The sequence below is a fragment of the Bacillus cereus group sp. RP32 genome (assembly GCF_040459735.1).
Taxonomy (GTDB): Bacteria; Bacillota; Bacilli; order Bacillales; family Bacillaceae_G; genus Bacillus_A; species Bacillus_A wiedmannii.
Map to the genome: position 1 here is coordinate 1 of NZ_JARVHO010000003.1, position 21966 is coordinate 21966.

A 21966-nucleotide genomic window follows, 5' to 3' on the forward strand; every position below is an offset into this window, starting at 1 on the left:
TTAGGGAGGACGGTGTAAGAGTGTTACCAGCACTACTTGCACAGTCATGGGTCTTTTTTACGTCCGTTTATTTTATTATTTTCATAATATCACATTTTTTCCAAAATTCAGTCGTGTGGTTATCAGAAAAATGTTGAGAAAGTTTTAAAATCGCTATATATCAACATTTTTCGCATGACATAAAAATAAAAATATACATCGAGAATGAAACGTATGAAGACCTCACATGCATATTTTACCACTAAACAAACATTTGTTCTATACATATTTATAAAGTCTGCAAAAATACCTAAATACTTTTTAAAAGTCAGAGTATCGACCAATTATGGTATAGTGATAAGGCGATTATTATACTCAAACTATGAAAACTACAGTCGGACAAAACATTAAAAATCTCAGAAAGTCTTTCGATTTAACGCAAGAACAATTATCTGAGAGAACAGGTTTATCACGCGGACAAATTAAAAATTGGGAAACTGATCGTCATGAACCTGATCTTGAAAGTTTAAAGGTACTTGCGTCGTTTTTTAACACCTCCACAGATGCTCTTCTTAACTTCGAGAACAGGAAAGAAGATGCGTTATTAGGATTACTATTCAATGACATCCAACGAGCTTATGAGGAGCTAGATGGGCGTCAGCAAGGGCGTTTTGCAAAACAAGTTTCATTGTACGTGAAAATGTTGCAAAACAACAAGGATATACTGTGATTTGATTTCATTGTAGAAGAAATCATTTCCATTTACTAGAGGTAAATTTTTACATAATATTACCAAATTTTACAGTGAGAGCTTCGGCTCTCTTTTTTTATTTCCTTTCGACAAAATATGACAATATTCAAATTAGTTGTTTGCTATGATAAGCTCGGAAATCTTACATACTGAACCAAAAAATAAGAAAAGGCGGAATTGGATATGGAAACACTAGCAGTACTGATTTTTCTAGCTTCAATTGTTCTGTTTGTATTATTTATCATTGCTCTGTTTAAAAGAAAACCTAAGGCGAAACTTTTTATTAGTTCGATTGTATGCCTTGTGTTAGCTATGATATTAATACCAACAAAAGATAAAGAAGAGAAACCTAAAGCTAAAGAAACAACTCAACAAGCTTCTACAGAGGTAAAAGAAGAGCCAAAAAAAGAAGAAGTGAAAAAGGAAGAGCCAAAGAAAGAGGAGCCTAAAAAAGAAGAACCTAAAAAGGAACTCTCTAAAGAAGGTGAGTCTTCAAAAGTTAAAATTGCTGTAGGATCTGTTGAATCAATTGATTCTGTTGGCGGTGAATACTTAAATGAAAAAGCACAAGGTGTGTTTAAAGTAGTTGAAATCTCTATTACAAACAATCAAAAAGACGCTATCACTGTAGACGCAAATAGCTTCAAATTAATGGATAACCAAGATCGCGAATTTACATATTCTACACAAGCTCAAACAGCTTATGATATTGGAAATGGTGGTAAAACGGATTTCTTCTTAAAACAACTTAATCCTGGTTTAACTCAAACCGGCAAAATTATCTTTGACGTCCCTGCTGATGCACAAGGTTTAGTATTAAAAGCTCGCGGCGGTATGATGGGTAAAGAAATTAAATTAAAAGTAGAATAAACTTTAAAGGAGAACTTAGAATGAAAAGAACAACTGAATTTGTATTAGGACTTATTGGTGGTATTTTTGGTATTATTTGTGCGTTTATTGCTTTAATGATCGGTGGTATGGGAGCCGCGTTTGAAGCAGAAGGTGCAGACAGCATCATCGGTTTAGGATGGGGAGCTGTTGCTCTATCAATCTTAGGAATCGTTGGATGTGTAGTAGTTAAAAAGAACGCTAAAGTTGGCGGTATCATGATGACAGTTGCTGCTATTGGCGGGTTCATCTGTATCTCTATCGTTTACTTATTACCAGGAGTATTATTATTGATTGGCGGATTAATGGGTATCTTCCGTAAAGATAAAGCTGCTGTATCTGCTTAATCATACGTTATGGTAATCAAAATTAGAGGGCGAAGCTCTCTTTTTTTTGTATATTCTAAATATCTTGTACTCAAATACTGGAAATTTTGATACTATTTTATTATTAAAATCTAATATATAAGGGGAGAAATACGGGTGGAAGTTGAAAAGAAATCAAAGATTTGGGAGTATATCGGATGGGGGAGCTTCATTTTAGTCGGTTCTTTCTTATTTTTTTGTGCTTTGATATTAGTATTTGGTGATCCGAAAACTAAATACCAAGCTCAAGAGGTTACAGCTCAAGGGCAAGAAGTTAAAGATGCTGAAAAAGATTCGAACAAGGAATATTCGATTGGCGAGACTATTAAATTAGGTGATCACAGATTAACTGTAACCGAAGTTAAAAAATCTCCTGGTGGAGAATTTGATAAACCGAGACAAGGGCATGAATACATATTGGTAGCAGTAAACATCTATAATGGTGGGAAAGAGGATATCTCATACAATACGCTTGACTTCGAAATGAGAAATAGCCAAGGGAATATCACTAGACCGACCCTATCAATAATCAATCAAAACACCGCGCTAAATTCTGGCCAATTAGCACCAAAAGGACAAGTAGCTGGAACTGTTGTATTTGAACAACCTATTGGAGAGAAATTGAAATTACAATTTACACCTAATTTTTGGAGTAAGAAAAAAGTTATCATTAACCTTTAAAATAAAAAAAGCACAGGGAAAGGGAATCCCATGTGCAATAATAACTTAGGTAATTACAGTATAGCATAAAACTTTAAATATATATCGTTTTTATGTTATTCAAATTATAGAATATTAATTAACGTGTTAAAATAATATTTGGATGGGAATCCAAATATTATTAAAATTAAAGTGGTTCAAGTCGGAGGAAGGCACCTTTGGGTGTCTTTTTTTATGCACAAAAAGCCTCATCTTCCTATAGAAAGGATAAGGCCTTTACAACAAATACTAATTGCAACTATATTAACTTTACATTACATTAAGGTTAGAGAATATTATACTAATAAAGCGCTAAATAGTAGGTGGAAAAAATGGAATTTAACGATTTGGGTATTACCATTAAAGAACTTCGAATTAAAAAAAATATATCTCAATCCGAATTATGTCATGGAATATGTTCACAAAGCCAAATTAGCAAGATCGAAAAAGGTGTGATTTATCCATCTAGCATATTGTTATATCAATTATCAGAAAGACTTGGTACTGATCCAAATAATATATTTGCACTAACTCGAAATAAAAAAATAAAATATGTAGAAAATGTAAAATACGTAATAAAAGATTGCTTAAAGCAAAAACAATATAAAGAACTTTATGAAATAGTAAAAAAAGAGAAAAACTTAAATAATTTTCAAACAAAAGAAGAGAAACAATTTCTACTATGGAATGAAGCAATTGCTATATTTGAAATAAATAGATCAACAAAAACTGCTTTAACTCTTTTAAATAATGCATTAAAACTAACTGTAACGAATGTTGATTGTTTATCAGAAAGAGAAATAGATATTATGCAGACAATGGCTATATTTCATGGGGAAAATAAAGAATATGAAAAAAGTATTACTATATCAAAAAAATGTTTAACTAATTTTAATAAGTTAGATTTTCCTAGAGATAAAGAAATTAAATTAAAAATCATTTTCAATTTAGCAAAAACTTTGGCCTCCACTTATCAACATGAAGAGGCAATAAAATACATTGATAAGGGCATCAAATTAGCAATTAATCTAAATACTTTATACCTATTAGGTGAACTATTCTATTTAAAAGGTCAGTGTTTATTAAAGATTAAACAACACAATGTAGAAGATGTTGTTTATAACTGGAAAAAAGCATTATTTATATTTGAACTAACCGAAAAAGAATATTATACAAAAATGATACCAGATGAACTTATTGAGATACAAAATAAAAAACACTCATAATTTCGTAAAAACTACTTACAAATCCCCATAGTTTTTAGACTTAGCACTATATTATTAAAATTAAGATGGTTCAAGTCGGAGGAAGGCACCTTTGGGTGTCTTTTTTTATGAATTGAAAGCCCACCTATTTCCGTAGGTGGGCTACTTGTGATTTTGCACTCGTGCATGATGAAATTATAACAAAATTCCTTCATCCTCAAGCTTCCAGATGGTTCAATTTATATTAGTCTAAAGTACGAGCAGCTGCATAGAATGATCCAGAACCACCATTTCTGTGAGTAACTTTAAGCTTATATTCACCTTCCGAAAGATTATAGTGCGTATTTGTAAAAGCCTTTCCTGCTTCTAACGATCCATTTTCAATAGTATTATCTTGTGAGTCTTTTAAAGACCAGTCAAGCGTGCCTTTAGTATTGTTTGTCATATGAACTCTCATATTCCCATCTTTTACATGCACAAATGATACTTCTCTTTCTCCATTTATCAGACTGAAATTATCTTTAAGTATTTGAGTACGCTGAATAATTGGCGCTGAATTTTTAGTATTATCTATACCTTCCGTACTTGCTGATGCAGCTCCAATTCCTCCAGTTAATGCAATACCAGTTGCTAATGTTCCTACTACTAATTTCTTGAACATAATAAATCCCCCTTAAATATTTTTTTATAACTTGCACCTCAAATGTATCACCTTTTCTATTTTTGTAAATATTTTGAATTTGTAGAAATATTTATTTAAATTTTGTTAATATTGGTAATACATTTTATCAAATGGAAAATAGAGGGATTTATGATGGTATGTAATAATGCATGTTCATTCGGCAAAAGAATGTGATAAACTCTAACCACCTGTTCTATTTTTTCAGTTAAAATGGAAACCTTACTTCTTATTTACCACAACAAGAGAAGGCACCTTAGGGTGTCTTTTCTTTATGTTCAAAAGGACCTGCTCAATTCATGCGTAAAAACATAAAGTATATTATATCCGTTAAAAAACATGCGTACACCCTTGTTTTCTCTTCTTATTAAAAGGAGGATCTATTATGGGATTTGGTGGTAGTTGCGGCGAAGGCTGCGGTTTTACTGGAGGATTTGCTTTGATCGTTGTACTCTTTATACTATTAATCATTATCGGATGCAGTTGCTTCTGCTAAAAACTATTGGAAAAGGCGCCTATATATAAGGGCTTTTTCTTTTTCTCAATATAATTGCTATAAAAATATGCTATTATTTTAATGCAAATTCCCTTTTGTGCAATGAGATAGTAATACCCAACCAACAAATGAAAAGCCCACTGTTATGGAAATCCAGTGGGCTTTTCATTTGTTTTTACTTTTGTTATAATTACTGTATTAGTATTACAGTAATACCTTGTGTATATAATAAAAGAAGAGATGCTCGACACATCTCTTCTAGTAACTGCTACCGTCAGGGTGGTGGTTATATCATTTATTTTTTACGAAACCCACCCTTTTGCTTCCGACGGCGACGAGGAGTGGGTTTTTTGTTCTCTTTTTCTAAAATTTGTTTCCTAAAAACATACGCAGAAACTTCACGTACAATGGCTTTCACAAATTCTTTTAGAAGTTCAAACAAAAACTCCATAGGTATATCACCCCCTTTCCTTCCAAATGGAAAGAAGGGATAACCAATCACCCTCACAATATACAGTTGTTTTTATTTTATCATACTTGTACAAGCTCACCAATATAAAAAAGCCCACCTATTTCCGTAGGTGGGCCTTATCTTTATTACACAATATCAAAGTATACTCTCTTTTTCTCATAAACTTTATGTAATTATACATATTCGTAAAAATTACACTAAATAAATATTACATGTAGTAAAATATAAACCGTGGACACGTTCTATAAAGCAGATTCTTTTGAAAGACGTAACATATTGATCTCAAATCTCTTGAATTTTGTGAACTAACAATCTGGTGTATATAGACGATTCTGTTTTATAGGATGTGTTTACACGTATAACAAGGGGATAATACGGATAGGTTTATACTAAATGAACGTGGTTCAAGTCGGAAGAAGGCACTTTTGGGTGTCTTTTTTTATGGAGTACTGCCAACATTTCGAAAAAAAACATCCTTAAAATTTATATAAAAAATTTTAAGGATGTTTTTATTATGGAAACTACAAAAACGAGTTTAATTCAAATCCTTTTGGATGGACCATACAGTATCACAGACCTCGTAAAACTAAAAAATGAAGAAATCGATTATGGAATTTATCAGATTTATGGGAATCACCCTGTGTATGGTAATGACGTTCTGTTGTATATTGGATGTTTTTGCCCATCCCCAAAAAAGGGGGCTGTTACAAATGTGGAGAAATATAGAAAATCACTGAAAATGATTGCACTTTGGGTTAACATAGTATTAAGGTAACTTTCCTAAGTAAGTATTTAAGGGGTGAATAATTTGAGTTTCACATATAAGAGACCGTTAATTTTTATAGTCCTACTGTATATTGTATTGGTAGCTTTTAACTACGCAAATCATAATCAATTTAATTGGTTTGAAAACCTTATAAAAACACTATTTATAGTAATGTTCTTTGAAATTATGATGTGGTTATTTTCTTCAAAAAAAACAACCTCTAGAAAATAAGAGGTTGTTTTTTATCAATCACCATGTTTTTCCTGTCCAGCCTTCTTCTTCATAAATACATGTACCTAGATACCAAGCAAGCTGACCAGCTAAACCAATTAAATTACCTTTGACGCCTAATCTAATCATTTTTCTAGCTGCTAATTCATATTCTTTGTTAGTAATATTAGCAATAATAGAACCTATAAAGCCTACTGATAGAAATTCTTTATAATTTGCTATAAGTTTTCTTTCTATACAGTTATCTACAGCTTCCGTTTCTTGTTTGAATGGATCTTCATAGCCAGGTGGTGTATTTACACGTTGGATTTCTTGTCTCAATTGTTCTAATTCTTCGGTTTTACCATATTTGTTTTCTATCATATCAATATCAATATCTACTACTCTTCCATGTTTATCTTTAATTGCAGCTTCTTCAACAACAAATTTCAATTGTGCAGCTACTTCTTGCACTAATTTTTCTTCTTCACTATTAATCTCTTGAGCTTTTGAGATTCCAGCGAAAGAAGTTGTAAACAAAGCGAGTACAAGAGCCATCGATACAATATTTCTTAATATAGTCTTCATTTTTAACCCCATCCCTTTTTCCTTATTTATGCTTTTTTACCGGTATTTTCTAGCACGACTCTATCTTAATACATAAAGCTATAAAAATATATACCCTTCAAAAAGTGGAAAAATAATGAAATCCAACGATTATTACCTTTAAAACCGAGGTTTCAAGATAATTACAATTTAATTATTTGAATATTCTGCGTTTTATTTATCAAATTAATTGCGGATACAAATATAATGTTAGATGGTAGATTAACTGTCTGTAAGAGCACGATTCGGGAGGACTGCTTAAAGTTTTATTGTTATCTAATCATATGAAATTCGTAAAATGTCTGGTGCTATCTCTTATAAAAAGTGGGTACAATGATATTTTCTTATTCCCCCTTTTCGGGGGATGGACAAAAGCACCCATAATCTGTTTTTCTTAAATTTCACGTACTATATCAGATGTGTAAAACCATATTCAGCAATAAGGCCTATTCTACCATCCGTCCCCTTATCCTCTAACCAAATAAGGAATAAATCCCTAATTTATTCCTCTATCTTAATGAGTTATTCCCCCAGATCTTAAACAACCTCAAGTTTTTCATCTTTTCTTCGTAATTAAGCTTGACTGAAGGTCTTAAGGGTTTTTATCATGTGGGAACGATTATGGAACACGGCTGGAAGGCAGATTTATCCCCTACTTTGAAAGATCACAAAAAAAGTAATCAGTCAAAATAGATGGATAAGCGTCTTGTTTTCGCCATGCGGTCACTTATAAGGTATCCGTATGTATAGACCCTGTTCACTCAGCGATTTTCACCGCATACATCCTTTTTCTATGGCTTGTCCTTGTAATATCGTCCCTACACGACAAACTGAATGTACTCCCTAGCACCGTAATGCTAACGATAACCACCCGAACCTTTTAGAGAATAGTCCCTAGGCAAGTTCTCGCCCTCCCTCACCAGAAGAACAGGATTCCAATGAGGGGTGCTGTTTTTGTAGGCGTATACTTTGTACCCCCTGCACGACCAACAGCTAGCCACGCCGTAACACGTTCCCTCTATATAGAAGCACGGAATTACGGCTTATCAGTTTTTATTTACGTGGTATCAGGCAATTCCACGCGAACAAAAAACAAAAAGACATCTCCAATCCCTAAATGGCCTGTACAATCACAAGACTTCTAGGATTAGAGATGCCCGTTATTTATCTTTTGGACTACAAAATAATCAAAACTAGTATTTACTAGTTGATATTTATCCAAACAATAGATAAAATGGGTATATCAAAGAAGCCTCGTGAAAAGGCATAGTTGTTTAAGAAAGTGATGGTACACTACTTAAACGTAAACACTGTGGTTGAATACAGTTCATTTCTAGACAAGTGGTGGTACACTTGCTAGAGCAAGTCATTCCCGCTAAAGGTTGGTAGCCGTTAGCATACGGGAGTGGCTTTTTGTTTTGTGTTCATATTCAATTGTCTTATCGATCTTCATTTATGTAAAATATCAAATTATGTTTTGTTTTGTAGAATGTTGCTTGTTGTGTACTACGTTACAATAAGCTTTTTTGTTTGTAAATGCCTCTATAAGCCCGCAATATACCACTCTACATAAAATTCGAATTTCATTTTTATACTTTTATAAATTTATACTTTTATAAAAAACTAGTTTTTCAATAACAGAATGATTGTTTTTTTTATACTTTTATAATTTTATAAAAGTATAAAAGTATATTTTTATAAAAAACACGCTGCTAAATCCTGATAATACAACATTTTGAAAATAGGTTTTAAAAACTATCATCTATTTACAATTTGATTTTAAACTTTTTATAAAAGTATAAAATTATAAATTTATACTTTACCGTTGGTTTGTTGTGTTATAAAATCAAATTATAAATTTATAAAAGTATAAAAAAACTTTTTTTTACGAGGTGACGGAAAATGTGCAAAGTTATCACAACTGGGAACTTCAAAGGTGGAGTTGGGAAAACTACCAATGCTGTAATGTTGGCTTATACATTCGCGAAACAAGGAAAGAAAACTTTATTAGTAGATTTAGATCCGCAAGCAAATGCGACTGATTTACTATTTAACACAATGAAAAAAATATATTCAATCGAACCAGAATTCAAAAGAACATTAGCTATGTCACTTATAGATGCAAACTTACAGAGTGCGCTAATTAATGTACTGCCTAACTTAGACTTACTTCCTTCTTACGAGGATTTACAAACATATGAAAAATTCCTTTTCAGAAATTTTGAGGATGACTTCTCACAGGATACATATTTTGCAAAACAATTAAGTGCAATCAAAGGAAATTATGATTACATTTTTATCGATGTGCCACCACAATTAAATAAATTTGCAGACAGTGCATTAGTCGCTAGTGACTATGTAATGGTTATTTTACAAACACAAGAAAGATCATTAAAAGGTGCTCAGAAATACGTTGAACATGTATTCTCGTTAGCAGATGATTACAATTTACCATTAGAAATTATTGGGGCATTACCTGTACTAATGCAAAACGGTAATGAAATTGATAAAGATATTCTTCAAGAAGCCGAAGAGATTTTTGGTAAAGCTAATGTATTTAATAACATCATTAAACAGATGGCGCGTTTAAAGAGATTTGATAGAACAGGAATCACTTATAATCTGAAAGATGTTCATGATAAAAACGTTCATACTGTATACCAAAATATTGCAGGTGAAGTCGAAAAACGAATTGAGATTTTGGAAGGAATGACAACAGTAAATGGATAACAAATTGAATATAGACAAAGAACAACTTGGTATGAGAAGAAAGAAAACTGAAGGGTCAGTAACCTTCACACCCGAAAGTAAAGAAAATCAAGAACGTAGTTTTCCTGACGATGATAAGCTCTTTGAAAAACCCAAGAGAAAACTCACTACAAAAGAATTACCAAAATCTTTCCGTGTTTCATTAGAAACACATACAGCAATATCAACACTCGCTACAATTGAAGATATGAAAATTTATGAAGTAATAAATATGTTAATCGAAGAAAAAGTTGCTTCATTACCTACACCAAAACAAAAGTTAGTAAAAAATGCTGTAAAACAAGTGCTTGAATCAAAGAAAAGTCGAGAATAGGAATGAAGTTAAACTTTATTCCTATCTAAATAAACGTGTTTATAATTTTATAAAATTATAAAGTTATACTTTTATAAAATTATAAAAATCAAAATAGGAGTGGTACCTTTGGAAAATAAAAGTAAATCTTTTTTAGTAACTGTGACACCTATTACCGATAGTTCATCTTTAACTATTCAAAGTGATCAGACTAACACGGAAAAGGAAATACAGACACCAGAGAAGCCGGATCAACGTTTAGTCCCATCTAAAACAGCTAAAATTTCACCTGCTGTTTTGCTAAAGCTAAATACTCTTAAACCATTTATTCAAGAAAAAGAAGGTATGGATAAAACATCAATTAACAACATCGTTGATATGCTTATTGAAAACTATGTAGATACTAAGCTAGCGAATCGACATTCTAAGGCATACAAAGATATGTACAAACGTCTTTATGAAGTGTTAGAGAATAAATAAAACATTTTAAATTGGAGTGGTCATTTTGGATAAAAAATACTTGGTGACTGTAACGCCCGTTCTAGATAATCATGTAACAAATAAAAAGAGTCCCTTGTCAGAAACAGACAGAAAAAATATAAAAGTATCACCTGAAACACTTAGTAAAATAAAGGCCATTAGCACAATGAAAGACATAAAAAATTACGAACTTATTGATGAAATACTAGATTACTATATCGCTAATAAGTTGAGTTCAAATGAACAAAACAATCTCAATGACATAATATCCATTAGAAAATAAGCCCTATTTTTTTGTAGGGCTTCATCTTCCTTTTTCACCAAAACCGCCACCACGGCTTTTTCTTCTCTTTCGCAGCAGCAACTTCATCCCGAAACTCCTGCATCAGTCTCTTCGTTTCCTGCATCTCACGCAATGTTTTCATAAGCGTCTCATCCCGTGCTTCTAATCGTTTTTCTACTCGCTCATTATGCGATTCTACACTCGCTTTGATTTCCTCGTTACTTTGCTTCGCCTGCTCACTCAATCGCTTCTCCATTGCTAACATGCTTTGATTCATTTCTTGCGCCATAACGCCATACTGCTGCTGGAGTTGTTCTTGAATGTGGAATGGTATTAGGTCTGTTTCCTTTGGATCTTCTTTAATTAGATCCGGATTAACTTTTTCTATTTGCTGCGCAATCATCTTCGCTGCTTTCTCTAGCGTCATACCGTCATGCTTGCTAAGCTCAATTAATCTCTCAATAACCATGATGTCGCCTTCTGAATATTCCCGTCTGCCGCGCTTATCTTTCTTTACAGCGAATCCCTCACGCGACAATACTTCCATGTACTTTCTAAGGGTGCTATCACTTATTCCTAGTCGTTTGTATACTTCACTAGCGGAATAAACAATTTCGTCCGTCATAACGTCACAACACCTCCTAGTGACAGTATTCCATGATGGTTAAAAAAATCCTGCAAATAAAAACGGAAGCATCTAATAAGAAACCTTGGTGGCGACTCTAGTGAATGGTCTTCACTGCAAGTCACAACTACTTGTTATGGTATAATTAAAATAGATAAAAGTATAAATTAAGGGGGAATTTTTAATGGATTATGTTACGGCTATTCTAAGCGTTGCTAATACACTGGTAATAGGTGCCTTTTGTACTACATATTTAAAAACGAAAGGAAAAAATCGAGCGGACATTGAAGATAGCGAAGAAATTTCAATGCTTAAGGAACTAGGAAAAAACATTGCAACAAAGCAAGATATTCAAGAAATAACAAGGCTCCAAGAAGTCATCAAAGCAGACTTTCAATTAAGAATGGAACAACAAAAATCTGAATTAAGCAGGATATCTAAAGAGTTCGAATTGTTTGTCGTGAAAAAGCACGAGCATTATCCTGAACTATATAAAAATATCGAATTGTGTATTGGTAAAGTGAAAGGGTTAAGGGGCGTGACACGCAGTATCGATTTCCACAATGTTAATAAAGAAGATATAAATAATTATATGGCGGAAAAGTCATTTACCGAATCTGATAAAGAATATATATGTTCTAATTGGGATAATAACAAACAACAAGCGATACAAGTTTTAAGACGTATACTTCAATATGTTGACTACAATGAAGCTAATGAATATTACGCAACAGCACATAACTTTTATTTATTGCACCGTTTGTTTTTCTCTGAAGAAATTAGCGATAAATCTAGAGAGTTATTAGATAAAATTTACTCTCTATGGGTTAATTATGATCCAGATTTTACGTTTGTAGGGGATCCTGATCTTTTATCGCATTTAAATGAAGAGAATGAAATATTAAAAAATGAAATAGACGAATTAAAGAATGCATTATTCAAACTACTTCAAGATGAATTGAGGGCAGGTAGCGCAAGTTAAATCACCCCCCTTTTCTAATACATCTTAACTAAGTTGTGTATATGGTTAAGATGTATTTTTTAAATATGAAAATTTACTTGAAAAAGCCCTGAATAATCAGTTTTTTTATTCTATATTCATTTTTGGTTACATAGCATAGAGTTTGTCTGTTACCCTCGTAACTCTCCCTAGCTTCGACTGTATTGTTTAGTCAAGGAAGAGTTACTATTAGATTGCCTTAGCAATCTCAACAAGCAACCTCATAAACAACGGAATCATTTGAACTACAATATAACCAATCCCTGCCCTTGAAATAAGGGGAAATCCCCGTTCCTGGCTACCAACCATAATAAAAAACCGCCGCATAACGCTACAACGGATATGATAGAATCAGCAGTTAAGAAATTACTGCAAATAAAAAAACTGACTCATAAGAGTCAGTTTTTTAATTATTTTTACTTAGCGTTATCTCGTAGATCTTTGATAGACATTGGAATAGTTCTATATAGAAATACCGCTAATTGTTCACGTGTTACTGTACCGTCTGGATTAAAGTTATTATTACCTACACCACCAGTAATACCATTACTATATAAAATTTCTACGGCTTCATTGGCCCAGTGCCCTTGCATATCGTTAAATTGATGATCAAACTTCTTGTTTAACCCAAAAGCGTTTTTGAAAGTTTGAGCAAGTTCTGCTCGGGTTACAACTCTATTTGGATTAAAACGACCATCAGACGCGGAAGAAAAAATTCCACTTTTATATGCTGCTGCAATTTCCTTTTTAAACATTGAATCGTTTATATCATTGAAAGGAATCGGCTGTGACATATCATAATCCGGAATTTTCACCGTTCTATATAAGAATACCGCTAAATCTTCACGCGTTATTTTTTCTACAGCTCCAAAATAACCATTGAGGTATCCCAACATTATATTGTGGTCAACCATGTAGTTAATTTCATTATATGCCCAATTCCAATCGGGCACATCTATAAATTTACTAGTTTGAGCACTCGCTGCTTGTATTCCCTGATTTGTGGTATTCCCTGATGTCTCAGCCATAGAGTTATTTGCAAAAAAAGTTGTACCAAATACTGCTGCACATACACCTGAAATTAATAATTTTTTCATTACTATTCTCTCCCCTTTATTTTAAACGTCAATAATACAATTCCAACAATCATTATATAACTATTTTGTAATTAGTAAAAGAAGGAATTTTTTTGATTTTTATTCCAATAATAAACCCGTTAATAGAATTAAATAGCTTTAGCGATTTCAACAAGCAACCTCATAAATAACGGAATCATTTGGACTACAATATAACCAATCCCTGCCCTTGAAATGAGGGAGAATCCCCGTTCCTGGCTACCAACCATAATAAATAGCTCACCGCATAACGCTACAACGGATGCATTTTATAATAATATGACGTTGAAATTTATCGATATTATTGGTGTAAAATAAAAAATCACCTAATAGGGAGGATTTTCTTTATTTCATATAAATATTATTATATTAATCTAAAGTTTCTGTATTTACATTTTTTTCTTTTTATCTCATAATTTTAATTGGGGAAAGGGAGGAAAGAAATGGTTCAAATCAAAGTGACACCGGAAATGCTAGAAGAAGTTGCTAATCGTGCAAGTAATACCAGAATCGCATTAGAATCTATACATAATAATCTATGTAATGAAATAGATCGTTTATGTTTTCAATGGATCGGTGCCTCTAATCAACAATTCGTTCAAATGTTCAATGACGCGAGACCAAAAGCTTTTGCATCTATTAATTCGATTATAAAAGTGGAAGAAGATTTAAAACGAATTGCTGAAAAATTCCGTAATGCGGATGATCAAGATGTTACATTGGAAGAAGGCGCAATGTGTGGTAAACCTTCTTCTGAAGAAACAGGATTTGATAGCGGCAAACTAGCTCGAGATATTGCTGGTGAATTAACTGGTGAGTATGATATTAAAAGAGTTTGGGATGGAGTTGACCCTTCTACTGGAGAAAAACTGTCAACCTGGGATAGAATTTTTGCAGGCGGAATGGCCGTAGCTGGTATTACACCATTCGGAAAACTCGCTAAAGTTGGAAAAGGTGTAAAAATGACTGCAGATGCAGCTCAAGCTACTAAAGCCGCTAAAACTGCTAGAGCTACTGAAAATTATAAAGCTCATCTTGAGAGACAGGACAAATTATTAACTAGTAATGGCGCATATCGTAAAGCTAGACGTAACGCTGGAATCCCAAACTCTACTCCACGCCAAAAACCTACTCAAATCTTTGATGGAACTAGTGAACATAGGTGGGTAGAAGAATATTCTAATATTAAGAATGAAAAAGTATATATAATTGAGCATAGAGAAGATAAAATGGGAAGGGGTTCCCATTTCCATACTGCAGATGATGAAAAAGGAAGCCCACTGGAAAAAGGAAGATATAACCAACACCCTGGACATTATCCGGAAGATTTTGAAGGATACAAGAAAAAAGGAAAAAAATAAGAAACTAAAGGTGTGAAAAGTTTTGAGTAATATGAATAAAAGCCGAATCGAAATTCTAAAAATGAAAGCAAAGAGAAACGCTAATAGAAAAGAACTGATAGATGAACTTTCTAATATTGTTACGATTTCTATGGACTCATTTATGGATGCAGAATCTAATGATTTATTTTGTAAAGAATTATTTAATACGCTAGAGCAAAATTCAAACATAAAAAAATTTGGTAGCACTGATTATGAAGAAAACGGAAGACTATCAATAGCGCTGTTAAAAGAAACAGCTAAAACTATTAAATTTCCAGTTAATCAAGGGAGACTCTTTTTCTCTAAGGGTGGTAAAATTGAAGCAGTTAAGCTAAACATTGCTGAAGTATTTGATAATTTAGAAGAGTTATCAACCATATCAAGATTTCTAACTGGGTATGCGGATTTTGTATTAGTTGGTGATGATTTAGAATTCGGCGTATGTATCGAAAGAACGGAATATCATTATGAATTCAGTATGTGGGGATTAACGAAAATCTAAATCATGAAAGTAGACAAAACCACCTTTTTGATAGGAGGTTTTGTCTACTATTTCACATATATAGGATTCATTTGTAGTTACTTAGTATATTTCACTTAACTTCATACCACCAACCTTTACGGTCAAGGTATTCTTTCATTGCATTTAATTGCGTATCACTCGTAGGGTCTGTTACTACGAAAATTAATCCATCTCCTTGAAGTAGAAACGTACCTGTCATATTAAGAGATTTCATAGCTCCTGCTACATCAGGGACCTCATACGGTGAGAACGCTCCTGTTTGAATAATGTTTTGTTTAGTCTTCTGAATAGGCGTAATTCCTGAGCTATCTCCGCTAGTTTCTTGTCCAAAGTAAGCGAAAATTACTGCTGAGGTAATTGCATCCACGTTCCACTTGGCCATATCTGCATCATTATCTATAAAACCTGCTTCTACAAGGAAGAATGGGCAGTTACTTGAACGAATTACTCCGATGTCTGGACGGATTTTAGCTCCACGATCTTTCCATCCAGTACGTTTAGCGATTTCTGCTGAGATACGAGCTGCCATAGGTGCTTCCTTTGCAGAGTAGCAAAGCACTTCTACTCCGTGTCCATTTCCATCAGAAGCGTTAAGATGCCACGCGAATCCTACATCATTAGGTCTATCGTTAATATTCCTAACTTGGTTACCTACAATAGCATTAGCTGTGCGACCTACATCATCAGTATCGTCCTCTACAGAATGACCTAGAGAGCACAATTTATTAATAAAATCTTTATTACACTCGCGATCCATTAGATGTTCTTTACGATTACCCCAGTTAGCTCCTGGTACAATATCATTGTGTCCTCCGTGGCTTGATACTCTCATTATTCAACATCTCCCTTTTTAATTTCTTGTTTTTGTTTACCACCTAAAATTTCAACTGCATTTGTTAATGCTGAAGGTAAAGGGATTCCCATACGCCCTGCATTTTCTAAAAGAGATAACAACTCATTCCCAATAAAGAAAAAGATGGTCGCTTCACGAATGGCACTATTGCTTCCAAACGCTGAATCTAACTGTGCCGCTACTCCAACCAAAAGAAAAAGCACCACCTTTTTGGCGATGCCTTTGAAACCAACTTTACTTTTCAACTCTCCGTTATATCCTGCTGCGAATACTCCTGTGATATAGTCGATAGCTGCCATGATAACTAGAACTTTCAATGTTGTATCCCATCCTCCCAAAAAGTACCCGCAAAAAGCTCCGAAGGTAGCTATAAATGTTTTCATTAATACATCAATACGATCCATCTTTTCACTCCTTTATGCAAAATAAAAAAGAGCGGCGATTTTCACCCCTCTTTTTGTAACTATTCAATTTCTAAAATCGCTTTGTTACCTTCTTGTTTAACTATTATTTCATTATCAACTACACAACCACCTTCACAGGATATATAAACTTCACTATCAGGATTCAAATTCAATAAATTCGCAATTAATTCTTCAACAGTCAAATCCACACCTCCCGCAAAATAGATTGTTTAACTATATACAGGAATCCCTCCTATATATGGTGTTAACCCGTTTGGATACCTTTTGAATGAATTAGCGTAATTTCGAATGAAGTTTTCTTGTTCTTTAACATCTTCTAGCCATTCTCTAGCGGACTCTGTTAAATCCCTGCAGAATTGTGCTACATCAATATTCAACGCATCATTAAGTATATTATTATGGAAAAAGAAATTGGAATTTGGTTCAATAAATATAATTCTTTTATATTTTGACTTCTCATGTTGTGTACTTCCTTGATGTAAGAAAGAACACCTAAAATAGTAACAATCCTCAGCAGACATGTTAAGTTTATCTCCTACATATTTGTTGTACCATTCTTTATATTTTCTTCCACTAGCCTTTCCATCATCAGACTGTAAAGCAGCACAAATATCCGGTATGCACAAAGCCATCCCCAAAGATAGCTGGTATACTCCTGCATCTAAGCCTCTTTCGATTTCATTAAATAGGTCTTCCATAAACAAACTCCCTCCCCTTTCTCATGAGTTTATTATACATGACTAAGATTAGCTACCGTCTATGGGAGTTATATTTTTTGGTTTTTTATACGTAATAAAAAAGCCTGCTATAAGCACGCTTCGTTTTGTTGCAAAAACCGTATTTAATTTACTGCATTACCGCAAATACTGTATCTATTATAATCATCCAAAGAACTGCTGATGTTATCCCGCCTAGCACGATAGCTTTTCCAAATTTATTTTCATTAACCATATTCATAATATCTACCTCGCTTAGATAAGTTTCGTATAGATTATATTAGTATTGTTAAATCTTAATGGTTTCTATGTGAATTTAATGTGTTCAATTTATTGCAAAATAAAAAAGCCTGTTGCTACACGCTTTAATTTCAAATTTACACTTATAACGTTATTTGTGGAGTGATTAAGATTGCATCCACTTCTTGCTGTGTTAAATATCCTTTTGTGGCACAAGCTCTTACATACACCTCATCAGCCTTTTTCATAATCCACATATTTAAAATAAATTGATACATTATTATTTCCCTCCCATTATTAATTCCATTAATGCATTTTCTACAGCTTCTAAACGCTCAAGCGCAGTTGGTTTTGATTGTTTTTCTTTCCAGTCTTGTCCTGTCCATTCCCAAACCCTTGTCAAATCTACTGGCGCAATTAATGTTGAATTTGGTGGTGGCTCATAAGTTACTACTGTTTCGATATTGCCGTCAGGATCATGGACCAGTGCTTCAATTAGATCAATGAATAATTGTCCATCTTGTGTTTTATACTGATTAATTTCTTCTATATCAACAAATTTAATGTATATTTTGCTGTTATCCCATACATAATATCGTCTTTTCATAACATTCACCTCAAATTTTAATCCAATATGTGTCTGTCTTTTTCAATCGTACATATTGACTTTGGGTTAACTCAATTTTTGAACCAATGTTTAAGAGGTCAGGTCCTGTTCCTGTATTATTTAAAGTGAGGTTACCCGCCCCAGCAACGATGAGTGTAATTTCTTGCCCTAACTTTGCACCGGTAATCTTATCGATACTGCCTTGTACATTTTTAAACATGAATGGGTACGTTTCGTTAATCGGATTCGTATTTTTATTTATGAGACTTGAAACATTAAACTCACCGTTTATAGTACGCGGAGTAACGTTTATATTCCCAAATGTTCTTTGATTGTCGACAAATGATAAAGGCATGTTTCCGAATGATATTCCACGAATTTGGAAAAGTGAACCATCATAATTGTTAAGAGTTGTAGTCACACGTTGTTTGCCTTCAAAGTCTTCTGGTAATTCAGCGATGAAAATAGAGTAGGCGTTTGGTAATGGATCATTTCCGTAATAAAATTTAGCGTTACCTGTAGCCGTTATACTGTTTGCATGGACTTTCGCATTGATTACTCGATATCCCATATTAATACCACAACGCGTTGGATAAGTAATCGGATTGTTAGCAACGATAATATTAGCTTCCGGGTATGTGGATTTGTCTATTGTTTCTATATAAACACCATCTCCAGGTATTCGTTGACCAGGCCATGCAATATTATTTCCAGTTACAGTCAATGTTCTCGGATCTTCAATATGAATTGAATTCCATCCCGCCTCGAAGCATTGGTTGTCCGAGATAATACCAAAGTTACTTTGTTTTACATAAATATTATGACATTTGGCATCTGACTTTAGACGATACAACTGATGGAAGAAGAAATTATCTGAAATAATAAATCCGTCTTGTCCTTCAAAATGAACGTGTGTAATACCTCTTAACGTTAAATAACCGTGACACCCCATAAATTGCCAATCACCGTGCTGATTGTAACGCCAATTAGATGAAACGCCTTCGTACCATGGTTTCCAACTAGTTTTCGCGCAATACTCTACATTAACAAAAAAACAATCCTTTATTTGAATTCTAGCTGTTTGTTGATAAGGGACATCTTCAAATAGTGATTCCCCATAGACGGCACGATGATAGTTTTCAAAATAACAATTTTCAATTGTTACGCAACGTGTATTTTGAATTACAATCGCATCCGTTATATTGTATTTATCATGTATAAATCTAAGGCCGACAATTCTAGTAAATAAATCAATAATATTATTATCGTAACTAGGGTTCGGTCTTTCTACGGATTTAATCTTAATTGTTCCTTTTAGAGTTCCCGGTCCTGTTATCGTTATATGAGGCGACTTAATTAAAACTGTTTCAAAATAATAAGTACCGTATGGGATAAAGACCGTACCCCCAGCAAAAGGGAAATTAGGGACAGTATTAGCTATATAATCAATCGCGTCTTGAAATGGTTTTGTATTATCAAACGCCTGATCTTCCTGAACTGTTTTTGCCCCATACCATGAAATGTTAATCCCGTGACTTTGAGATTCTTTTGCCAGTTTTTCGATTTTTTCTGCAAGATTTACTGCATTTAATTGTGATTTATTTAAACGTTCTCGTAAATTAACTGATGTAACTCCAAATACGTCATTTCGTGCATCAATAACTTCTGGATTACTGTCACCACTCGCATTGATTACAAGATTGTCCACACGGCTTTGTAGTTCCTTGGATACTTGATCGACAAATGAATATTGTCCGTTAACGGCATTTTCTATATCTGTTAAATTTTGATTGTATTCATTCCGAAATAGACGTTGAAGCCATGTATTACCAAAGCGTCTTAATTTCAATAGTCCCAATTATTTTGCACCTCCTTAAAACTCTTATAAAATTCGTTTTTTAATAGCTTTCTATTAACCTTCTAACCACACGCGGAATATCCGCGCATATGCTTTCTTTCCTGCTACTTTGTTTCTCATTCTCAAATAAAAACTTTTGAGTTCTCCATTCGGAACGCCTAAATCATACACAAGTTCTACATCATCGTTAGACGGTGGCGCAGAAGTCTGTGTGGATGAAATCTTGCTCATGATTTGTTGACCGCTATCGCTCGAAACCATTGCGAGTTCAACCTCTCCACCAGCTTCAGTGAAAATTTGCGCTTTTAATTTTACATATCTTGTTTTATGTTCAAATGTGTAAAATTGACAGCTGTCTAAGACGTCATGTGTAGAGGTTAACCACCAACCGTCCTCTACAACATTAATCCCCCGGAACGGTGGATAATGACCTGCAATATCAAACCCATACTGTATAGCTCCGCCAATAATAGTCGCAAAACCATCATCACGCTCAACACGAATAAGACCACGATGAACATCGAGGCCTCCTGCACCAATATGAACGTATGCGTTTGGATCATCAGGGGATATATACCAATCTCCAGTATGATCAGAAAAATGATTAGAGTTTCTGTACAGTCGCTTTAAAGAAAGACTTAAATTACCACCATCGTCTAACAATTGTTGAACTTGTTTTTGCGTTTGTTGGAACTGCGCTTGTATTGCAGTCATTGTTTTTAGTTCTTTGAAAGTACTCAATTCGACTATCGGGCTTTTCGTTGGGTCCGTCGGATCATCCTCAATTTCAATGACACGAATCTTTATTTTTACATCAGCCTTCTCGTAAAACATATATACATAATCGCCAACATCAAACTTATGAAGTGGAGATAATCCATTTTCTATCAAGTTAGCAATACTTACTTTAAACCGCGTATCAGGAATATCGTTGATTGCCTTCTTACAAGCTTCTAATAATGTCTCACGTGTAGTAAAACGTTCATCTCGAATAGGTTTTTGATGAATCCTACCATATACACTAGCCATCGGAGACTCGTATTCAACCATAAATTCGTTACCTGCAGAATCTTTTCCGTAACCTCTAATATAGGTAGCGAAATTAGTCATATCTGTGTCTTCTTCCAATGTTTTAAGATTATGGCCGTAACGGAATTGCGCTTCTGTTTCCACGCCAATTTGATTCTTGAAAGTAACTGTTTTAGTCTTGTTATCAATCTTCATTTCAGCTTCGTATCGATTTAACGCTTTTTGCAAGAGTGATAGCCTTGTATCATCCCCGAAATTCTCAAATCTCGTTGTCGCAAAAGCGCCTTGATTAATGTATGTCCAACCACTCCCATTAAAAATGAAGTCCATACACTGTTTAAAATTGGCATAACCATTGTATAAGTTATATTGCCAATCCATCATGTCATCAAAAAATATATGTGGAGCAGTTATCGCTTTACCGAAATGACCACGTTTGTTAATCCCTAGAGCTACATATTCATCATTAGTTTTATCTATGATTTTAGCTCTTTTATCTACGAGATTATAAGCATGTGCTACATTGGGAGTATTTAATAAATAAAAAGAAAGAGAGTGTTCACCATTCACACGTCTCTTTCTTTTAACTTCTTTATAATCCGTTAACATTTCAGATTGTCCATTCAATCCTTGGACAACTAACATCAACTCAC

Annotated in this window: 27 protein-coding genes; 14 read left to right on the top strand and 13 right to left on the bottom strand. The window is 33.7% G+C overall.

Features of this window, described 5'->3' with window-relative positions; genetic code table 11:
- The first annotated feature begins 361 nt into the window (after positions 1-361).
- The 5 genes from QCI46_RS29205 (at position 362) to QCI46_RS29225 (ending at position 3908) form a co-directional block, all read left to right on the top strand.
- Positions 362-709, top strand: coding sequence for a helix-turn-helix transcriptional regulator (locus QCI46_RS29205; RefSeq protein ID WP_000859164.1), 348 nt, complete (start codon positions 362-364; stop codon positions 707-709).
- Positions 710-913: 204 nt separating this feature from the next.
- Positions 914-1600 (top strand): DUF4352 domain-containing protein, encoded by a 687-nt coding sequence (locus QCI46_RS29210; RefSeq protein WP_353842129.1) that lies wholly within the window; start codon positions 914-916, stop codon positions 1598-1600.
- 20 nt (positions 1601-1620) lie between these two features.
- Positions 1621-1965: a DUF4064 domain-containing protein gene (locus QCI46_RS29215; protein ID WP_070169297.1), complete on the top strand. Its 345-nt coding sequence runs from the start codon at positions 1621-1623 to the stop codon at positions 1963-1965.
- Positions 1966-2100: 135 nt separating this feature from the next.
- Positions 2101-2664, top strand: a complete 564-nt coding sequence (locus QCI46_RS29220; protein ID WP_353842130.1) for a DUF4352 domain-containing protein — start codon at positions 2101-2103, stop codon at positions 2662-2664.
- A gap of 350 nt (positions 2665-3014) precedes the next feature.
- Entirely contained in the window at positions 3015-3908 is an 894-nt protein-coding gene (locus QCI46_RS29225; protein WP_353842131.1) for a helix-turn-helix domain-containing protein, read from the top strand.
- Between the two features lie 223 nt (positions 3909-4131).
- On the opposite strand, the gene QCI46_RS29230 is transcribed toward QCI46_RS29225, so the two are convergent.
- Complete coding sequence (locus QCI46_RS29230; RefSeq protein WP_353842132.1) at positions 4132-4548, bottom strand: hypothetical protein; 417 nt, start codon at positions 4546-4548, stop codon at positions 4132-4134.
- Between the two features lie 403 nt (positions 4549-4951).
- Here QCI46_RS29230 and QCI46_RS29235 point away from each other — a divergent pair, with 403 nt between their 5' ends.
- The gene (locus QCI46_RS29235; protein WP_086396096.1) at positions 4952-5062 is read left to right on the top strand and encodes a YjcZ family sporulation protein; all 111 of its coding nucleotides are present in this window, start codon (positions 4952-4954) and stop codon (positions 5060-5062) included.
- Between the two features lie 295 nt (positions 5063-5357).
- Here the strand turns inward: QCI46_RS29235 and QCI46_RS29240 are convergent, their stop codons facing one another.
- Positions 5358-5513 (bottom strand): hypothetical protein, encoded by a 156-nt coding sequence (locus tag QCI46_RS29240; protein WP_172555173.1) that lies wholly within the window; start codon positions 5511-5513, stop codon positions 5358-5360.
- A 535-nt stretch (positions 5514-6048) separates the two neighbouring features.
- Here QCI46_RS29240 and QCI46_RS29245 point away from each other — a divergent pair.
- Positions 6049-6309 (top strand): hypothetical protein, encoded by a 261-nt coding sequence (locus QCI46_RS29245; RefSeq protein ID WP_353842133.1) that lies wholly within the window; start codon positions 6049-6051, stop codon positions 6307-6309.
- 240 nt (positions 6310-6549) lie between these two features.
- On the opposite strand, the gene QCI46_RS29250 is transcribed toward QCI46_RS29245, so the two are convergent.
- Positions 6550-7110, bottom strand: coding sequence for a hypothetical protein (locus QCI46_RS29250; RefSeq protein WP_000523412.1), 561 nt, complete (start codon positions 7108-7110; stop codon positions 6550-6552).
- A 1908-nt stretch (positions 7111-9018) separates the two neighbouring features.
- Between QCI46_RS29250 and QCI46_RS29255 the strand changes: the two genes are divergently transcribed.
- The 4 genes from QCI46_RS29255 to QCI46_RS29270 all read left to right on the top strand — a co-directional run bounded on the left by QCI46_RS29255 (position 9019) and on the right by QCI46_RS29270 (position 10940).
- Entirely contained in the window at positions 9019-9846 is an 828-nt protein-coding gene (locus QCI46_RS29255) for a ParA family protein (protein ID WP_086397646.1), read from the top strand.
- The gene (locus QCI46_RS29260; protein ID WP_086397647.1) at positions 9839-10198 is read left to right on the top strand and encodes a hypothetical protein; all 360 of its coding nucleotides are present in this window, start codon (positions 9839-9841) and stop codon (positions 10196-10198) included. The genes QCI46_RS29255 and QCI46_RS29260 overlap by 8 nt, the downstream gene beginning before the upstream one ends.
- Positions 10199-10306: 108 nt before the next feature.
- Positions 10307-10657 (top strand): hypothetical protein, encoded by a 351-nt coding sequence (locus QCI46_RS29265; protein ID WP_353842134.1) that lies wholly within the window; start codon positions 10307-10309, stop codon positions 10655-10657.
- 25 nt (positions 10658-10682) lie between these two features.
- Positions 10683-10940, top strand: coding sequence for a hypothetical protein (locus QCI46_RS29270; RefSeq protein ID WP_353842135.1), 258 nt, complete (start codon positions 10683-10685; stop codon positions 10938-10940).
- 34 nt (positions 10941-10974) lie between these two features.
- On the opposite strand, the gene QCI46_RS29275 is transcribed toward QCI46_RS29270, so the two are convergent.
- A complete protein-coding gene (locus tag QCI46_RS29275; protein ID WP_353842136.1) occupies positions 10975-11565 on the bottom strand; it encodes a DUF3967 domain-containing protein in 591 nt (196 codons plus the stop codon).
- A 184-nt stretch (positions 11566-11749) separates the two neighbouring features.
- Here QCI46_RS29275 and QCI46_RS29280 point away from each other — a divergent pair, with 184 nt between their 5' ends.
- On the top strand, positions 11750-12547 hold the full coding sequence (locus QCI46_RS29280; protein ID WP_098200682.1) for a hypothetical protein: 798 nt from the start codon (positions 11750-11752) through the stop codon (positions 12545-12547).
- 434 nt (positions 12548-12981) lie between these two features.
- Here QCI46_RS29280 and QCI46_RS29285 read toward each other — a convergent pair whose 3' ends face one another.
- Entirely contained in the window at positions 12982-13662 is a 681-nt protein-coding gene (locus tag QCI46_RS29285; protein WP_098961849.1) for an S-layer homology domain-containing protein, read from the bottom strand.
- A 461-nt stretch (positions 13663-14123) separates the two neighbouring features.
- Between QCI46_RS29285 and QCI46_RS29290 the strand changes: the two genes are divergently transcribed.
- Both QCI46_RS29290 and QCI46_RS29295 read left to right on the top strand, forming a co-directional pair.
- Positions 14124-15041 (top strand): WXG100 family type VII secretion target, encoded by a 918-nt coding sequence (locus tag QCI46_RS29290; RefSeq protein ID WP_353842137.1) that lies wholly within the window; start codon positions 14124-14126, stop codon positions 15039-15041.
- 22 nt (positions 15042-15063) lie between these two features.
- Positions 15064-15564: a YxiF family protein gene (locus tag QCI46_RS29295; RefSeq protein ID WP_353842138.1), complete on the top strand. Its 501-nt coding sequence runs from the start codon at positions 15064-15066 to the stop codon at positions 15562-15564.
- Positions 15565-15655: 91 nt separating this feature from the next.
- On the opposite strand, the gene QCI46_RS29300 is transcribed toward QCI46_RS29295, so the two are convergent.
- The 8 genes from QCI46_RS29300 to QCI46_RS29335 form a co-directional block, all read right to left on the bottom strand.
- On the bottom strand, positions 15656-16417 hold the full coding sequence (locus QCI46_RS29300; RefSeq protein WP_353842139.1) for an N-acetylmuramoyl-L-alanine amidase: 762 nt from the start codon (positions 16415-16417) through the stop codon (positions 15656-15658).
- Positions 16417-16842, bottom strand: coding sequence for a phage holin family protein (locus tag QCI46_RS29305; RefSeq protein ID WP_001995618.1), 426 nt, complete (start codon positions 16840-16842; stop codon positions 16417-16419). The genes QCI46_RS29300 and QCI46_RS29305 overlap by 1 nt, the downstream gene beginning before the upstream one ends.
- Positions 16843-16901: 59 nt before the next feature.
- On the bottom strand, positions 16902-17045 hold the full coding sequence (locus QCI46_RS29310; protein WP_353842140.1) for a hypothetical protein: 144 nt from the start codon (positions 17043-17045) through the stop codon (positions 16902-16904).
- A 27-nt stretch (positions 17046-17072) separates the two neighbouring features.
- The gene (locus QCI46_RS29315; protein WP_353842141.1) at positions 17073-17561 is read right to left on the bottom strand and encodes a hypothetical protein; all 489 of its coding nucleotides are present in this window, start codon (positions 17559-17561) and stop codon (positions 17073-17075) included.
- 401 nt (positions 17562-17962) lie between these two features.
- Entirely contained in the window at positions 17963-18097 is a 135-nt protein-coding gene (locus QCI46_RS29320) for a hypothetical protein (RefSeq protein WP_353842142.1), read from the bottom strand.
- A gap of 2 nt (positions 18098-18099) precedes the next feature.
- Positions 18100-18426: a hypothetical protein gene (locus QCI46_RS29325; protein ID WP_353842143.1), complete on the bottom strand. Its 327-nt coding sequence runs from the start codon at positions 18424-18426 to the stop codon at positions 18100-18102.
- A gap of 10 nt (positions 18427-18436) precedes the next feature.
- On the bottom strand, positions 18437-20284 hold the full coding sequence (locus tag QCI46_RS29330; RefSeq protein ID WP_353842144.1) for a pectate lyase family protein: 1848 nt from the start codon (positions 20282-20284) through the stop codon (positions 18437-18439).
- 54 nt (positions 20285-20338) lie between these two features.
- Positions 20339-21958 carry a phage tail protein gene (locus QCI46_RS29335; protein ID WP_353842145.1) on the bottom strand — a complete coding sequence of 540 codons (1620 nt, stop codon included), beginning with the start codon at positions 21956-21958 and terminating at the stop codon, positions 20339-20341.
- Positions 21959-21966 lie beyond the last annotated feature (8 nt).

Coding starts and splice junctions, on each gene's coding strand:
- QCI46_RS29205 (WP_000859164.1), top strand. CDS start 362: ATGAAAACTACAGTCGGACAAAACATTAAAAATCTCAGAAAGTCTTTC.
- QCI46_RS29210 (WP_353842129.1), top strand. CDS start 914: ATGGAAACACTAGCAGTACTGATTTTTCTAGCTTCAATTGTTCTGTTT.
- QCI46_RS29215 (WP_070169297.1), top strand. CDS start 1,621: ATGAAAAGAACAACTGAATTTGTATTAGGACTTATTGGTGGTATTTTT.
- QCI46_RS29225 (WP_353842131.1), top strand. CDS start 3,015: ATGGAATTTAACGATTTGGGTATTACCATTAAAGAACTTCGAATTAAA.
- QCI46_RS29230 (WP_353842132.1), bottom strand. CDS start 4,548: ATGTTCAAGAAATTAGTAGTAGGAACATTAGCAACTGGTATTGCATTA.
- QCI46_RS29235 (WP_086396096.1), top strand. CDS start 4,952: ATGGGATTTGGTGGTAGTTGCGGCGAAGGCTGCGGTTTTACTGGAGGA.
- QCI46_RS29240 (WP_172555173.1), bottom strand. CDS start 5,513: ATGGAGTTTTTGTTTGAACTTCTAAAAGAATTTGTGAAAGCCATTGTA.
- QCI46_RS29245 (WP_353842133.1), top strand. CDS start 6,049: ATGGAAACTACAAAAACGAGTTTAATTCAAATCCTTTTGGATGGACCA.
- QCI46_RS29250 (WP_000523412.1), bottom strand. CDS start 7,110: ATGGGGTTAAAAATGAAGACTATATTAAGAAATATTGTATCGATGGCT.
- QCI46_RS29255 (WP_086397646.1), top strand. CDS start 9,019: ATGTGCAAAGTTATCACAACTGGGAACTTCAAAGGTGGAGTTGGGAAA.
- QCI46_RS29260 (WP_086397647.1), top strand. CDS start 9,839: ATGGATAACAAATTGAATATAGACAAAGAACAACTTGGTATGAGAAGA.
- QCI46_RS29275 (WP_353842136.1), bottom strand. CDS start 11,565: ATGACGGACGAAATTGTTTATTCCGCTAGTGAAGTATACAAACGACTA.
- QCI46_RS29280 (WP_098200682.1), top strand. CDS start 11,750: ATGGATTATGTTACGGCTATTCTAAGCGTTGCTAATACACTGGTAATA.
- QCI46_RS29285 (WP_098961849.1), bottom strand. CDS start 13,662: ATGAAAAAATTATTAATTTCAGGTGTATGTGCAGCAGTATTTGGTACA.
- QCI46_RS29290 (WP_353842137.1), top strand. CDS start 14,124: ATGGTTCAAATCAAAGTGACACCGGAAATGCTAGAAGAAGTTGCTAAT.
- QCI46_RS29300 (WP_353842139.1), bottom strand. CDS start 16,417: ATGAGAGTATCAAGCCACGGAGGACACAATGATATTGTACCAGGAGCT.
- QCI46_RS29305 (WP_001995618.1), bottom strand. CDS start 16,842: ATGGATCGTATTGATGTATTAATGAAAACATTTATAGCTACCTTCGGA.
- QCI46_RS29315 (WP_353842141.1), bottom strand. CDS start 17,561: ATGGAAGACCTATTTAATGAAATCGAAAGAGGCTTAGATGCAGGAGTA.
- QCI46_RS29320 (WP_353842142.1), bottom strand. CDS start 18,097: ATGTATCAATTTATTTTAAATATGTGGATTATGAAAAAGGCTGATGAG.
- QCI46_RS29325 (WP_353842143.1), bottom strand. CDS start 18,426: ATGAAAAGACGATATTATGTATGGGATAACAGCAAAATATACATTAAA.
- QCI46_RS29335 (WP_353842145.1), bottom strand. CDS start 21,958: ATGTTAGTTGTCCAAGGATTGAATGGACAATCTGAAATGTTAACGGAT.